This window comes from Cellulomonas edaphi (assembly GCF_030362815.1).
GTDB classification, from domain to species: Bacteria; Actinomycetota; Actinomycetes; order Actinomycetales; family Cellulomonadaceae; genus Cellulomonas; species Cellulomonas edaphi.
In genome coordinates this window covers 849,672-863,835 of sequence record NZ_JAUCGR010000002.1, presented here as the reverse complement: position 1 = coordinate 863,835, position 14,164 = coordinate 849,672, and the positions used below count along the sequence as shown (strand labels likewise).

General features: G+C 75.0%; 16 protein-coding genes. 13 read left to right on the top strand and 3 right to left on the bottom strand.

The window, feature by feature from the left end:
* Positions 1-22: 22 nt before the first annotated feature.
* Complete coding sequence (locus QRT05_RS10200) at positions 23-1,198, top strand: D-alanine--D-alanine ligase family protein (RefSeq protein WP_289447118.1); 1,176 nt, start codon at positions 23-25, stop codon at positions 1,196-1,198.
* On the opposite strand, the gene QRT05_RS10195 is transcribed toward QRT05_RS10200, so the two are convergent.
* Positions 1,199-1,678: a DUF3515 domain-containing protein gene (locus QRT05_RS10195; protein WP_289447117.1), complete on the bottom strand. Its 480-nt coding sequence runs from the start codon at positions 1,676-1,678 to the stop codon at positions 1,199-1,201.
* Between the two features lie 82 nt (positions 1,679-1,760).
* On the opposite strand from QRT05_RS10195, the gene QRT05_RS10190 reads away from it, so the two are divergent.
* Positions 1,761-2,744 carry a thiamine-phosphate kinase gene (locus tag QRT05_RS10190; protein ID WP_289447115.1) on the top strand — a complete coding sequence of 328 codons (984 nt, stop codon included), beginning with the start codon at positions 1,761-1,763 and terminating at the stop codon, positions 2,742-2,744.
* 5 nt (positions 2,745-2,749) lie between these two features.
* On the opposite strand, the gene QRT05_RS10185 is transcribed toward QRT05_RS10190, so the two are convergent.
* Both QRT05_RS10185 and rpmB read right to left on the bottom strand, forming a co-directional pair.
* The gene (locus tag QRT05_RS10185; protein ID WP_289447113.1) at positions 2,750-3,274 is read right to left on the bottom strand and encodes a GNAT family N-acetyltransferase; all 525 of its coding nucleotides are present in this window, start codon (positions 3,272-3,274) and stop codon (positions 2,750-2,752) included.
* A 94-nt stretch (positions 3,275-3,368) separates the two neighbouring features.
* Entirely contained in the window at positions 3,369-3,560 is a 192-nt protein-coding gene (gene rpmB, locus QRT05_RS10180) for a 50S ribosomal protein L28 (protein WP_289447112.1), read from the bottom strand.
* Positions 3,561-3,790: 230 nt separating this feature from the next.
* Here rpmB and QRT05_RS10175 point away from each other — a divergent pair, with 230 nt between their 5' ends.
* From QRT05_RS10175 to mutM, 11 genes are all read left to right on the top strand, one after another.
* Positions 3,791-5,335 (top strand): DAK2 domain-containing protein, encoded by a 1,545-nt coding sequence (locus QRT05_RS10175; protein ID WP_289447110.1) that lies wholly within the window; start codon positions 3,791-3,793, stop codon positions 5,333-5,335.
* A 91-nt stretch (positions 5,336-5,426) separates the two neighbouring features.
* Entirely contained in the window at positions 5,427-7,598 is a 2,172-nt protein-coding gene (locus tag QRT05_RS10170) for an ATP-dependent DNA helicase RecG (RefSeq protein ID WP_289447403.1), read from the top strand.
* An 88-nt stretch (positions 7,599-7,686) separates the two neighbouring features.
* The gene (locus tag QRT05_RS10165) at positions 7,687-8,376 is read left to right on the top strand and encodes an ABC transporter ATP-binding protein (RefSeq protein WP_289447108.1); all 690 of its coding nucleotides are present in this window, start codon (positions 7,687-7,689) and stop codon (positions 8,374-8,376) included.
* A gap of 38 nt (positions 8,377-8,414) precedes the next feature.
* Positions 8,415-10,037, top strand: coding sequence for a DUF6297 family protein (locus QRT05_RS10160; RefSeq protein WP_289447106.1), 1,623 nt, complete (start codon positions 8,415-8,417; stop codon positions 10,035-10,037).
* Complete coding sequence (rsmD, locus tag QRT05_RS10155; RefSeq protein ID WP_289447105.1) at positions 10,034-10,597, top strand: 16S rRNA (guanine(966)-N(2))-methyltransferase RsmD; 564 nt, start codon at positions 10,034-10,036, stop codon at positions 10,595-10,597. The genes QRT05_RS10160 and rsmD overlap by 4 nt, the downstream gene beginning before the upstream one ends.
* 51 nt (positions 10,598-10,648) lie before the next feature.
* The gene (gene coaD / locus QRT05_RS10150; protein ID WP_289447103.1) at positions 10,649-11,134 is read left to right on the top strand and encodes a pantetheine-phosphate adenylyltransferase; all 486 of its coding nucleotides are present in this window, start codon (positions 10,649-10,651) and stop codon (positions 11,132-11,134) included.
* Positions 11,131-11,619 carry a hypothetical protein gene (locus tag QRT05_RS10145; protein WP_289447101.1) on the top strand — a complete coding sequence of 163 codons (489 nt, stop codon included), beginning with the start codon at positions 11,131-11,133 and terminating at the stop codon, positions 11,617-11,619. The genes coaD and QRT05_RS10145 overlap by 4 nt, the downstream gene beginning before the upstream one ends.
* A 127-nt stretch (positions 11,620-11,746) precedes the next feature.
* Complete coding sequence (locus QRT05_RS10140; protein WP_289447402.1) at positions 11,747-12,325, top strand: YceD family protein; 579 nt, start codon at positions 11,747-11,749, stop codon at positions 12,323-12,325.
* Positions 12,326-12,327: 2 nt separating this feature from the next.
* Positions 12,328-12,522, top strand: a complete 195-nt coding sequence (gene rpmF, locus QRT05_RS10135; protein WP_289447100.1) for a 50S ribosomal protein L32 — start codon at positions 12,328-12,330, stop codon at positions 12,520-12,522.
* Positions 12,523-12,564: 42 nt separating this feature from the next.
* A complete protein-coding gene (rnc, locus tag QRT05_RS10130) occupies positions 12,565-13,275 on the top strand; it encodes a ribonuclease III (RefSeq protein ID WP_289447099.1) in 711 nt (236 codons plus the stop codon).
* A complete protein-coding gene (mutM, locus tag QRT05_RS10125; RefSeq protein WP_289447097.1) occupies positions 13,268-14,164 on the top strand; it encodes a bifunctional DNA-formamidopyrimidine glycosylase/DNA-(apurinic or apyrimidinic site) lyase in 897 nt (298 codons plus the stop codon). The genes rnc and mutM overlap by 8 nt, the downstream gene beginning before the upstream one ends.

The following is a 14,164-nucleotide window of genomic DNA, read 5'->3' as shown; positions in this document are numbered from 1 at the left end:
CGGACGGGTAGGGTCGGGGCCGATGAACGCGACGCCCGACCCCGAGGCCCTGCCCGCCACCGACGAGTCCGCGCAGTGGGTGCTGGCCGAACGCCGACCCCGCGTGATGGTGCTGTTCGGCGGCCGGTCCGGCGAGCACGCGATCAGCTGCGCCACCGCGGGCGGCGTCCTGCGCGCCCTGGACCGCGAGCAGTACGACGTGCTCGCGGTCGGCATCACCCCCACGGGCCGCTGGGTGCTCGCGGACGACGACCCGGAGCGCTGGGCCATCACCGACGGTCGCCTGCCGCAGGTCGACGACACCGCGTCGCACGTGCTGCTGCCCCAGGCGGTCGACGACCGCGACGTGCAGGTGCTCGAGCCGGGGGAGCTGCCCCGCGCGCTGGGTGGCGTCGACGTGGTGTTCCCGCTCCTGCACGGCCCGTTCGGGGAGGACGGCACGCTCCAGGGCCTGCTCGAGCTCGCCGACGTGCGCTACGTCGGCGCCGGTGTGCTGGCGTCGGCCGTCGGCATGGACAAGCACATGATGAAGGTCGTGCTCGCCGGGCACGGCCTGCCCGTGGGGCCCTTCGTGGTGCTCGCGCCCGGAGAGTTCAACCGCGACCCCGCGGCGGCGACGGCCCGAGTGGAGCCGCTGGGGCTCCCGCTGTTCGTCAAGCCGGCGCGGGCCGGGTCCAGCCTCGGCATCTCCCGCGTCGACGACCTGGCCGACCTGCCCGCCGCGATCGAGGCGGCCGCGCAGCACGACCCGAAGATCGTCGTCGAGTCCGGCATCGTCGGCCGCGAGATCGAGTGCGGCGTGCTCGGTGGTCACGACGGCGAGCGCGCCCGCGCGTCCCTGCCCGGCGAGATCATCGTGACCGACGACCGCCACGCCTTCTACGACTTCGAGGCGAAGTACCTCGACGAGGGCGGAGTCACCCTCGCGTGCCCCGCCGACCTGCCGGACGACGTCGTCGCCAAGGTCCAGGACGTCGCGGTGCGCTCGTTCGAGGCGGTGGGCTGCGAGGGCCTGGCCCGCGTCGACGTGTTCGTCACGCCCGACGGCGAGGTGGTGGTGAACGAGATCAACACCATGCCCGGCTTCACGCCGTTCTCCATGTACCCGCGGATGTGGCAGGCCTCGGGCGTCGAGTACCCCCAGCTGGTCGACGAGCTGGTCCAGCTGGCGCTGCACCGTCCCACGGGCCTGCGCTAGCTACAGGCAGGCCCGCTGCTTCTCGGTGCGTGACACCGCGGCGCCGAGGTCGATCAGCAGGGACGTCGAGTGCTGCGCGCGGACCGACGCAGGAACCCGGACCTCGACGGCCGGCACCCGCCCGTAGGTGACGAACGTCGCGGCGCCGTCGTCGTCCTCGGAGTCGCCCTGCGTGACGACCCAGTCGACGCTCGTGCCGTCGGGGGACTCCACGGTGACGCACCGGTCCGTGGTCGGACCCAGCGGCTCGACGCCGCAGCGCAGGACGATCGCCCCCTCGGGATCTCCCCAGGCGGTCGTCGCCTGCGCGTTCGTGTCTCGCCGCTCCAGGCCGGACAGCTCGTCAGGCGTGGACAGCACCACGTCCGCGCAGACGGGGTCGGTGGCGTGCGGGGCGACCGTGGTGGGGATCGTCGCCGAGCAGCCGGCCACGAGGACGACGCCCGCGAAGGCCAGCAGGGCCGGTGGTCGTCTACGCACCCCGCCACGCTAGCCGCCCCGCGCAGCGCAACCGGCACGGGCGGCTGTGATCCGTGCCGCACGCTCGTCTAGCGTGGCCCCCGTGAACAGCCCCTCCTCGCCCGCCGACGGCCCCCTCGTCGGTGAGCTCGACGAGGACGCCCTGCTGGCGCGCATCCTCCCGCAGCTGCCGCGCGGTGCGGCCACCCTCGTGCCTCCCGGCGACGACGCGGCCGTCGTCGCGGCACCCGACGGGCGGTTCGTGGTCACCACGGACGTGCTGGTCGAGGACCACCACTTTCGGCGCCGCTGGTCAGACGGGTCCGACGTGGGGCAGCGAGCCGCGGTGCAGAACCTCGCCGACGTCGCCGCGATGGGTGCGCACCCGACCAGCCTGGTGGTCTCGCTCGTCGTCCCCGGCGACCTCCCGGCGCAGTGGGTCGAGGACCTCGCGCGGGGGTTCGCGGCGGTGTGCGGTCCGCTCGACGTGGGCGTGGTCGGTGGTGACCTGTCCGGGGGGCCCGTCGTCGTCGTCTCGGTGACGGCCCACGGGGATCTCGAAGGGCGCGATCCCGTGCTGCGCAGCGGCGCGCGCGCCGGCGACGTGGTCGCGCACGCCGGTGTGCGGGGACGCTCGGCCGCCGGCTGGGCGCTGCTCGAAGCCGGCCGAGGTGCCGCGCACCCCGGCCTCGTGGACGCGTATCTGCGGCCGTCCTCGCCGCTCGCGTCCGGGGTCGCCGCGGCGCGGGCCGGGGCCAGCGCGATGCTCGACGTCTCGGACGGGCTGCTGCGTGATGCGGGCCGCATCGCCCGGGCCAGCGGGGTCGCGCTCGACCTCGAGGGACCGAGCGCCTTTGCCGCCGACCTCGCCGCGCTCGAGCCGGCCGCGCGCGAGCTGGCCGCCGACGCGGGCGACTGGGTCATGACCGGGGGAGAGGACCACGGCCTGCTGGCGACGTTCCCGGCGTCCGCCACGCTCCCGGTCGGGTTCGCCGCAGTCGGGCGCGTCGTGTCGGGTGCGCCGGGCGTGCTCGTGCAGGGCGAGCCGTGGTCCGGCACCGGCGGCTGGGACCACTTCGAGCGCTGACCCGCTCAGTTGCGGCGGTAGCGGACCTCGAGCAGGTCGGCGCCGCCGACGTTCTCGTACCGCTCGACCCCGTCGGCGTGGAAGCCGTGCCGACGGTAGAAGTGCCGCGCCCGCTCGTTCGCGGCCAGCACCCACAGCAGGATGCGGGTGCGCTCGCCGGTCTCGCCGATCACGGTGCGCATGAGCTCGCGCGCGACACCGTGGCCCCAGGTGCCGGGATCGAGGTAGATCGAGTAGATCTCGCGGTCCCCGCGGCTCGCATCCTCGTCGCGGGCCGGACCCAGGGAGACGAAGCCCACGTGCCGCTCTCCCGCGACCGCGACCCAGGTGGTCACGCCGTCCTGCGGACCGCGCCGCAGGTCGGTCGCCCACTGCTCGGCGCGCGCCACCGGGTCCAGCGACGCGAGGTAGGCAGCGGGGACGATGTCGGCGTACGCCTCCTGCCAGGAGCGGACGTGCACCTGGGCCAGGGCCAGCGCGTCGTCCGGCTGGGCGATGCGGATGGTCACCTCGTCGAGCTGCTCCGTCATGGGTGTCACCCTGCCACAAGCCGCGAGCATGGCGAAGGCCCGCACCGATGAACGGTGCGGGCCTTCGCGCGGGCGTCCGGTCGACGCCGAGACGTCAGACGGCGCGCTGGACCTTGCCGGCCTTGAGGCACGAGGTGCACACGTTGAGGCGCTTGGGCGTACCCGCGACCACGGCGCGCACGCGCTGGATGTTCGGGTTCCAGCGGCGCTTGTTGCGGATGTGCGAGTGCGAGATGCTGTGCCCGAAGCTCGGGCCCTTGGCGCAGACGTCGCAGTTGGCAGCCACGATCTTCTCCTGTGTTCTCGGTTCCGGGCCGAAGCGATCGGACCCGATGGTGTGCGGTCACGCCGCGAGAGCGGCGAAGCTTGTGCCGGGCGCACGCAACGACTGTGGACCGTCTCCGGGATGCGGATGCGGGCCGTGCAGACGAAGTCCGCGCGCCTCAGGTGCCCGAAGTCCTTCGGGCAACCGGTCAAGACTAGCCCATGCCCGGGCGGCGCCCAAATGTCGCCGGGATGGGGCAGGGTGTGGGGCGGGTCGCGCAGGGGCGCGGCACGGCGGGATCGACGCGCGTGGACGAGGGGACGCAGGCGGACGTGACGACGGACAGGCTCGACGGCGGGGCGGTGCGCGCCTGGGCGCGCGCGGCCCGCACCGGTCTCGAGCGCGCACGCGAGCGGATCGACGCCGTCAACGTGTTCCCGGTGGCCGACTCCGACACGGGCACCAACGTGCTGCTCACCGTGGTGGGCGGAGCGGACGCCGTGGAGCTGGCACCCGACGACGCCGACGCGCACCAGGTGGCGGCGGCGTTCGCCCGGGGCGCGATGGTGGCGGCACGCGGCAACTCGGGCGTGATCCTGAGCCAGTACCTGGCCGGCCTCGCGCGGGGGCTCGGCGCTGCCCCCGACGCGCGCGAGGCGTCCGCGGCCCTCGCTGGTGCCGCACGCTCGGCCCGTCAGGCGCTCGCCGACCCCCAGGAGGGCACGGTCCTCACGGTCGCCGACGAGGTGGCTCAGGGCGCGATCATCGCCGCCGACGCGGGCGCGGACCTGCCGACGATGCTCGCCGAGGTCGTCGACGACGCGCACCGGGCGCTGGCCACCATCAGCGCCGCCCACCCCGTGCTGCGCCGCGCGCACGTGCTGGACGCGGGCGCGTGCGCGCTGCTCGTGGTGCTCGGCGCGCTCGCCAGGGTGGCCGCCGGTGCGCCCGACCCGGTGCCCGACCTCGACTGGCTGCCCGCCGCGCGCGCGCTGGGCGGCGATGCCGCCGAGGCCGGCCCCGCGGGAGGCGCGTACGAGGTGATGGCTCTCGTGCGCGGAGGACCGCGCGACCTCGGAGCCGAGCTGCGCACGTCGCTGGGCACCGTCGGCGACTCGGTCGCGGTGGTGGGTGCGGACGGGTGGTGGCACGTGCACGTGCACACGGACGACCCCGCCGCGGCGATCGCCCTGTGCGAGGTGGGCGTCCGCGAGCAGGTGGTGGTGCGGCAGCTCGAGTCCTCCCACACGGTCACCGCGGGGGCGCCCGGGCTCGTGGTGTGCACCGCCTCCACCGCGCTCGCGCCCTGGTTCGCCGCCGCCGGTGCGGTCACGGTCGTGCGCTGCCCCGAGGCCGTGGTCACCGCCGAGCACGTCACGCGCGCCGTCACCGACACGGGGGCGGGCCGCGTGGTGCTGCTCCCCGGCGGCGGGCTCGAGGCCGACCAGGTCTCCGCCCTCGCGCGGAGCCACGGCGACGGCCTCGTGGTGCTCGACGCGGCCGACGAGCTGCGCGCCGCGGTCGCTGCCCTGGCGTTCGTCGCCGCCGACGGGACGGCCGAGGAGTCGGCCACCGCCGCGCTCGCGCGGCTGCAGGTCGCCGTCGCCGACGACGCCGCGTCGTTCGAGGCGCTCGTCGGCGGTCTCGAGGGGCCCGGCGAGAACCTCACGGTGCTGCACCGGGAGCCGCTCGAGGACGACGCCCGCGCGCGGATCGAACGCGCGGGCCCGGCGTTCGAGGTGACGTTCGTCGGCCCCACGGGGCACGGTCCGCTGCTCGCGGCGGGGCTGGACTGACGCCGTGGCGACTCGTCGTGACGTCGGGTACGAGGATCGCGTCGGATCGGCCGGTGTGCTGGACAAGCCCATCGGCTCGCTCGCGCCGCGCATGGGCAAGGCGTTCGAGGCGCTCGGCGTGCGCACGGCGGGCGACGTGCTGCGCTACTACCCGCGCCGGTACGCCGACCCGTCGACGCTGACCGACATCTCGGGCCTGGTGGTCGGGGAAACCGTCTCGATCGTCGCCGCGGTCAAGCACGCGACCATCAAGTACGCCCGCAAGGACGGCGCGCCGCGCGTCGAGCTCGAGATCACCGACGGCACCCGCTCGCTGCGGGCCACGTTCTTCACCAAGCGGCCGGGCATGGCCCAGCACATGGTCGAGTCGATGCGTCGCGGGCGGCGCGGCCTGTTCACGGGCAAGGTCTCGGTGTTCATGGACCAGGCTCAGCTCACCAACCCCAAGGCCGACTGGTTCGACGGTGACGACGACGAGCAGGAGCAGCGCGCCCGCGAGGAGGCGGGCTGGCCCACCCCCATCTACCCGGCGAGCGCCAAACTCGAGTCGGGCAAGATCCGCGCGGTGGCCCGTCTCGTGGTCGAGCCGCTGCGCGACGACGAGATCAGCGACCCGGTACCCGCGCAGGTGCGCGAGGCCCGGGCCCTGGGCCCTCTGCGCCAGGCCTTGTACGACGTCCACGTGCCGCGCACCGACCAGGACTGGAAGCGCGCGCGGCACCGGCTGCGCTACGAGGAGGCGTTCGTGCTCCAGGCCGAGCTGGCGAGGCGTCGGGCCCGCGCCGCGGCCGAGCCGGCGACCGCCCGCCCGCGCGTCGAGGGCGGACTGCTGGACGCGTTCGACGCGCGGCTGCCGTTCAGCCTCACGGAGGGCCAGCGGGCGGTCGGTGCCGAACTGGCCGCCGAGCTCGCGCAGTCGGTGCCCATGCAGCGGCTCCTCCAGGGCGAGGTCGGGTCCGGCAAGACGGTCGTGGCGCTGCGCGCGATGCTGCAGGTGGTCGACGCGGGCGGCCAGGCGGCGCTGCTCGCCCCCACCGAGGTGCTGGCGTCGCAGCACGCACGGTCGCTGCGCGCGCTGCTGGGGGATCTCGCCGAGGGCGGGATGCTCGGCGGCGCCGACGTCGGGACACGCGTGGCGCTGCTCACGGGGTCGCTGTCGACCGCGGCCCGGCGCGACGCGCTGCTGGACGCGGCCAGCGGTGCCGCGGGCATCGTGGTGGGGACGCACGCGCTGCTGTCCAAGAACGTGCAGTTCGCCGAGCTGGGCCTCGTGGTGGTGGACGAGCAGCACAAGTTCGGCGTCGAGCAGCGTGACACCCTGCGCGCGAAGGCCGCGGTCAGCCCGCACCTGCTGGTCATGACCGCCACGCCCATCCCGCGGACGGTCGCGATGACGGTGTTCGGCGACCTCGAGACGTCCGTGCTGACCGAGGTCCCGGCTGGGCGCAGCGGGGTGAGCACGCACGTCGTCCCGGCGGACAACGCCGCGTGGGTGGCGCGGACGTGGAAGCGCGTGCGCGAGGAGGTCGACTCCGGCGGCCGCGCGTACGTGGTGTGCGCCCGGATCGACGGCGACGACGACGACGGGGCGGAGCTGGTGGCCGACGAGCCGGTGACGCTCGCCGACGCTGCCGCCGCGCCCCGCCGGCCGCTGCGCGCGGTGACGGAGGTGGCCGAGGAGCTCGGACGGCTGCCCGACCTCGCGGGCATCGGCGTGGGCGTCCTGCACGGCCGGATGGCCCCGGAGGACAAGGAGCGTGCGCTCGCGGACTTCGCGTCGGGCGCGGTGCCCGTGCTGGTCTCGACGACCGTGGTCGAGGTGGGCGTCGACGTGCCGGAGGCCACCGTTATGGTGATCCTCGACGCCGACCGGTTCGGCGTGTCGCAGCTGCACCAGCTGCGCGGGCGCATCGGGCGCGGCTCGGCACCCGGCGTGTGCCTGCTGGTCAGCTCGGCGCCGGCCGACTCGGCGGCGGGCGAGCGGGTGCAGACCGTGGCCGGCACGCGGGACGGCTTCGCCCTCGCCGGCTTCGACCTCGAGCAGCGCGGCGAGGGCGACGTCCTGGGCGCGTCCCAGTGGGGGGCCGCGACGTCGCTGCGGCTGCTGCGGGTCACGCGCGACGGCGAGCTCATCGACCAGGCCCGGTCGGACGCGCGGGCGCTCGTCGAGCAGGACGCCGAGCTGTCCGCGTGGCCCGCGCTGCAGGCGGCGATCGACGCGCGCCTCGCCGACCGCCGCGACGAGTTCCTCGACCGCGCCTGAGCGGGCCGCGGACGCCGTCGTCGTCCCGGGCGCACCGCCCGCGACCCGCCGCGCCGGCCGCACGGCTGGCACGGCTACCCTGACGCTCGTGTCGAAGCCCGCCGTGCGCGCCCAGGACCTGCTCGTCGGATACGGCGGCGCACCGGTGTGCGCGCCCGTGACCTTCACCCTCGGGCCCGGCAAGGCGGTCGCCCTCGTCGGCGCCAACGGGTCGGGCAAGTCGACCGTGCTGCGCGCGGTCATCGGCCTGCTCGAGCCCACCAGCGGCAAGCTGCAGGTGCTGGGCGACGAGGTGGACGAGCGCGACGTCTCGTTCCGCCGCCAGGTGGCGAGCGTGCTCGACGACGACGCCTACTTCCCGGCCCTGACGGTCCACGAGCACCTCTACCTGACCGCGCGCGGCCACGGCGTGCTCGGCGCGGACGCCCTGGTGGGCGAGCTCCTGGAGGAGTTCGGGCTCACGGAGCACGCGCGCTCGCTGCCCGTCGCGCTCTCCTCCGGCCAGCGCCGCCGGCTGCTGCTCGCCGCGGGGTTCGTCCGACCGCGCTCGTTGCTGGTGCTCGACGAGCCCGAGCAGCGCCTGGACCGGGCGATGCGCGACCGGCTCGCCGCGCGGCTGGTGGCGGAGAAGCGCGCGGGTGGCTCGGTGCTGCTCGCGACGCACGACCCCGACCTGGTCACGGCCGTGGCCGACCGGGCCGTGCACGTCGCCGACGACGTGACGCGCGTGCTCGCCCCCGCGGAGGCCGCCGCGCTCATCAGCCGGGAGAACCCGTGAGTCAGCCGGGAGAACCCGTGAGTCAGCCGGGAGAACCCGTGAGCGAGGCGGCGGGCGAGGCGCTCGACCCGGTGGTCCTGCCGGGCCGGCCGGGCGAGATCCCGGCGGCTCGCGACATCCGGCGGTTCACCGCGCAGGCCGCCAACGCGCGCGGCGGGGCGAGCATCGGCTCGCTGCTGGCCAGCGTCTACTACGCGGTCATCTCGCTCGGCATCGCGATCGGCATGGCGCTCGGGTTCACGCAGGCGATGCGCGTCGCGCTGCCGCCCGAGCCCGACGTCGAGGCACCCGCCAACCTGAGCCTGGCGACGCTCGTCGTCGTGATCGTCGTCGCGCTGGTGGGCGTGCTCGTCTCGCTCGCCGGCCGGCTCGGTCCCGTCGGCGCCGGCGGTGCCGAGGCGGCGTGGTGGCTGCCGCTGCCCGTGGACCGGCGCGGGCTGCTGCGGCCCGCGGCGCGCCGCCTCCCGCTCGTGGCCGCCCTGGTCCTGGCGATCCTCGTGGGACTGCTCGACGCGGGGTTGCTCGACGACGTCGGTCCGCGCGTGGCGCACGTGATCATCACGTCGGCGCTCGTCGGCGCCGGCATCGTGCTGCTGGCAGCGCTCGCGCAGTCGGCGGGCGTGAGCCGCTCCGCCACCGCCCTCGCGGGTGACCTGATCCTCGCGGCGGCGCCGGTCGCGGCCGTCGGTCTCGCGCTGGCCGACTGGTCGGTCGACGAGGTGCCCACGCTGCCATGGTTCGGCGCGGCGCTCGCGGCGCTGCTGCTCGCGGCGGTCGCGGTGCTCGTCGACCGGCGCCTGCACCGCATCCCGACGCGCTCCCTGCGCGAGAGCGGGTCGGTCGCCACGCAGGCCGTGGGGGCGGCCGTCTCGCTCGACTCGCGCGAGCTGGGCCGGGCGCTCACCGACGGTGCGGCCAGCAGCACGCGGCGGCGGCTGTCGCGCCTGCGCACGGCCCGCGGACCGGCCACGGCCGTCGTCACCGCGGACCTCGTGGTGCTGCGGCGCTCGGTGCGACACGTCGTGCAGCTGGTGGTCGCGGCACTCGTCCCGGTGCTCGTGACCTCCGTCCCGGAGCTGGCGAGCTCGGGTGGCGTGCTGCTGGCGCTGCTCGTCTCGGGCTACGTCGCCATGAGCGCGACCGGCGAGGGGGCGCGGCGCGCGCAGATGGCGCCGGTCCTGGACCGCCTGCTGCCCCTCGACGCGAAGACGGTCCGCCGGCTGCGGATGGTCGTCCCGGGTCTCGCGATGCTGCCCTGGTCGGTCGTGGCGTTCGCGTCCGTGGGCCGGTGGACGGGCGACGTCGCCGGATGGGTGGTGCTCGGGGTCGCGGCCACGCCCGTGTGGGCCGCGGCCGCGGTGCGGTCGTCGTACCGGCCGGCGCCGGACTGGGGCGGCCCGCTCGTCTCGACGCCCATGGGTGCGCTGCCCACGGGCGTCGGCGCTGTGCTGGCGCGCGGCCCGGACGTCGTCGTGCTCGGCCTGCTGCCGGTGTGGATCGCCGTCCTGCTGCGCCACGTGGGCCCGACCATGGTGGTGATCCAGGCGGGGCTCGCGTCCATCGCGGTCGCCGTGGCGTCCTCCATCGCGACCGGGACCATGATGGAGCGCATGCTGGCGAGCCAGGAGGAGCTCGACAAGGCCAAGAAGGCCAACCGGTGACCCGCATCGTCGCGGGCGCGGCGGGCGGCCGAACGCTCGGCGTGCCGCGCAAGGGCACGCGGCCCACGAGCGAGCGCGTGCGCGAGGCGCTGTTCTCCCGCCTCGAGCACCTCGACGTCGTCGACGGCGCTCGCGTGCTGGACCTGTTCGCGGGGTCGGGCGCGCTGGGCCTGGAGGCGGCGAGCCGGGGCGCGGCGGCGGTGACCCTGGTCGAGGCGGCGAAGGAGGCGGCACAGGTGTGCCGGCGCAACGCGGACGCGCTCGCGCTGCCGGGCGTCGTGGTGGTCGCCGAGCGGGCCGAGAGGTTCGTCGAGCGGCCCGTGCACGAGCCGTGGGACCTCGTGCTCGTCGACCCGCCCTACGACCTGCCGGAGGGCGACCTCGCGCTCGTCCTGGCCGGCGTCGGTGGTGCCCTGGCGCGCGGCGCGGTGCTGGCCGTCGAGCGCTCGTCGCGTGCTCCGGAGCCGGTCTGGCCGCACGGCGTCAGGAGGTTCGACCGCCGGGCCTACGGCGAGACGGTCGTGTGGTTCGCCGAGCCGTCGGGCGCCGACGAGACCTGACGCGCGCAGGCCCTCGCGAGCGAACTCGCCTCGCTGGCCTACCCTGGCGAGGTGACCATCGCGGTGTGCCCCGGCTCCTTCGACCCGCTCACCCTGGGCCACGTCGACGTGGTGCGGCGCGCCCGCTCGCTGTTCGACGAGGTGGTCGTGGCCGTGGCGCGCAACTCCTCGAAGTCGCCCCTGCTGCCGGTGGCCACGCGCCTCGAGCTGGCCCGGGCGGCGTTCGCCGGGGACGCGGGCATCCGCGTCGAGGTGGTCGAGGGGCTGCTGGCGGACTTCGTGCGTGACGTCGGTGCCGGTGCGCTGGTCAAGGGGCTGCGCGGCGGTGCGGACTTCGACGCCGAGCTGCCGATGGCCCTGATGAACCGGCACCTGACGGACGTGGAGACCGTGTTCGTGGTGGGAGAGCCCGGCCTGGCGCACATCGCGTCGTCGCTGGTCAAGGACGTGGCCCGCTTCGGTGGGCCGATCGAGGACCTCGTCCCGGACGGCGTCGCCGCCGCGGTGCGCGAGGCGCTGGGAGGGAGTGGTCGATGAGCGAGCCGACGACGAGGCCGGAGGGCCTGACGGGCGTGCTGGACGCCATCGAGGGAGCGGTGAACGTGGCGCGCGCCATGCCCATGTCCTCCTCGGTGCTGGTGAACCGCGCCGAGCTGCTCGACCTGGTCTCCCAGGCGCGGGACGTGCTGCCCACGCAGCTCAGCCAGGCGGACGAGGTGCTGGCCGACGCGGACGCGGCTCGTGCGGGCGCCCAGGCGGAGGCCGACGCGGTGCTCGAGGCCGCCCGGCAGGAGGCCGCGCGGCTCGTCGAGGCCGAGGCGGTGGTGGTCGCGGCGCACGCCCGCGCGGCGCAGGTGGTCGCGGACGCGCAGGAGACCGCCGACGGGCTGCGCCGGGACGCGGACGACTACTGCGACCGCCGGCTCGCCGACTTCGAGATCGACCTCGGCAAGGTGCTGGCCCAGGTCCAGGCCGGCCGCGCCAAGCTGGCGGGACGGCTGTCGGACGACCAGACCGCCTGACACCAGGCCCCGCTGAGCAGGGCGAAGGTCACACGGGAGGATTTGGGCGCCGTCCGCCGGTGCCGTAAGGTTGTCGGTTGGTCCTGCCGATCAGTGTGCGGACCGAGATCAACGAGGGGAACCGGCCGTGCAGCGCCCTGCCCACCTCGATCCCCGTTCGCCGTTCGTGCTCGACACCCACGAGCTCGGCCGACGTCCGGGATCGACGCGGACCGTGCAGCGGACCGTCGGTGCTCCTGAGGATCTCGGGACGGACGTGATCGGCATCCCCGCCGGGGCCGACGTCGAGCTGGATCTGCGGCTCGAGGCGGTCATGGAGGGGGTCCTGGTCTCCGGAACCGTCCGCGGTCGGGCGATCGGGGAGTGCGTGCGTTGCCTGGGTGAGGCGGTCGAGGATGTCGACCTGTCCCTCACCGAGCTGTACGTCTACCCCGAGCGCGCGCAGGTCGCGGCGGAGGACGGCGACGAGGACGAAGACCTGCGTGAGCTGGAGGGCGACCTGATCGACCTCGAGCCCGCGCTGCGTGACGCGGTCGTGCCGGCTCTGCCGTTCCAGCCGCTGTGCCAACCCGACTGCCCGGGACTGTGCTCCGAGTGCGGAGCCCGCCTGGCGGACGACCCTGACCATTCGCATGAGATCCTTGACCCGCGCTGGTCCGCACTGAGCGGCCTCGCGAGCCTGGATGACGAGACGAAAGAGAGCTAGCCGTGGCGGTTCCGAAGCGCAAGATGTCGCGCAGCAACACCCGTGCGCGTCGGTCGCAGTGGAAGACCACTGCCACGACGCTCACCTCGTGCCCGCAGTGCAAGGCCGACAAGAAGCCCCACACGGCGTGCCCGTCGTGCGGTGCCTACAACGGCCGCACGTACGCCGAGGCGCAGCGCACCGAGCTCGCCGGCTGACGCCAGCGCGCTCGAGTCGTGACGCGTGCAGCCGGAGACGGCGTGAGCGCCGCGGCTACTGACCTTCTCGAGAAGCTCTGGGTCCACCTGGACCCCGAGCTTCTCGTGCTTGCCCTGACGCACCGCTCGTTCGCGCACGAGGCCGGCGGGATCCCCACCAACGAGCGCCTCGAGTTCCTGGGCGACACGGTGCTGGGGCTCGTGGTGACCGAGTACCTGTACCGCGCGCACGAGAACGAGCCCGAGGGTGCGCTCGCCAAGATGCGCGCCGCGACCGTGTCGCAGCGCGCGCTCGCCGCGGTGGCCCGGGAGCTGGACCTCGGCGCCTACGTGCTGCTCGGCAAGGGCGAGCTCGGGACGGGCGGCGCGGACAAGGACTCGATCCTGTCCGACACCCTCGAGGCCATCTTCGGAGCCATCTACCTCACGCACGGGCTCGAGACCGCGCGCGCCGTGGTCGAGCGCCTGGTGGGACCGTCGCTCGTGGTCGCCGCCGAGCTCGGTGCGGGGCTGGACTGGAAGACGTCCCTGCAGGAGCTGTCCGCCGAGCTGGACCTGGGCGCCCCGCACTACGAGGTGACGGGCGAGGGACCGGACCACGCGCGCACGTTCACCGCGCACGCCGTCGTCGGCGGAGAGGCGCGCGGCACCGGCGTGGGTCCCGCCAAGAAGGTCGCCGAGCAGCAGGCCGCCGAGGCGGCGTACCTGGCGCTCGAGCCCCTGCGCAGCGCGGCGCGTCTCACGGGTGCCTGAGCTCCCCGAGGTCGAGACCGTCCGGGACGGGCTGGCCCGGCACGTGCTCGGCCGCACGGTCCTCGCGGTCGAGGTGCGGCGCGACTACAGCGTGCGCCGGCACGGCGCGGGACCCCTCGACTTCGCGGGCCGGCTCACGGGCCGGACGCTGGAGGCAGCGGTGCGGCGCGGCAAGTTCTGCTGGCTGCTGCTGGGGGACGACGAGGCGCTGCTGGCGCATCTGGGGATGAGCGGTCAGCTCCTGGTGCGCTCGTCGGCGGACGAGGGCAGCGACCACCCCCACCTGCGGGTCCGGCTCGTGCTCGACGACGGCGTGCTCGACTTCGTCGACCAGCGCACCTTCGGGCACCTGAGCGTCCAGGAGCTGGTCGGGACGTCCGACGGTGCCCCCGGAGGGGCCGGTTCCGAGCTCGCGGCCGTGCCCGAGCCCGTGAGCCACATCGCGCGGGACCTGCTGGACCCGCACCTCGACGAGAGCGCCGTGCTGACCGCGATGCGGGCGCGTCGCACGGGCATCAAGCGGGCGCTGCTCGACCAGACCCTCGTCTCGGGCGTGGGCAACATCTACGCCGACGAGGGCCTGTGGCGCGCGCGCCTGCACTACGCACGCGCCACGGACACGATGCGTCGACCCGAGGCGGAGCGCGTGCTCGCGGGCGCGCGCGACGTGATGTCGCAGGCGCTCGCGCAGGGCGGCACCAGCTTCGACGCGCTCTACGTCAACGTGAACGGCGCGTCGGGCTACTTCGATCGTTCGCTCGCGGTCTACGGGCAGGAGGGCCGGCCCTGCCCGAGGTGCGGGACGCCAGTGCGTCGCGACGAGTTCATGAACCGCTCGGCGTTCACGTGCCCGCGCTGCCAGCCGCGTCCGCGCCACGGGCGCTGGTGA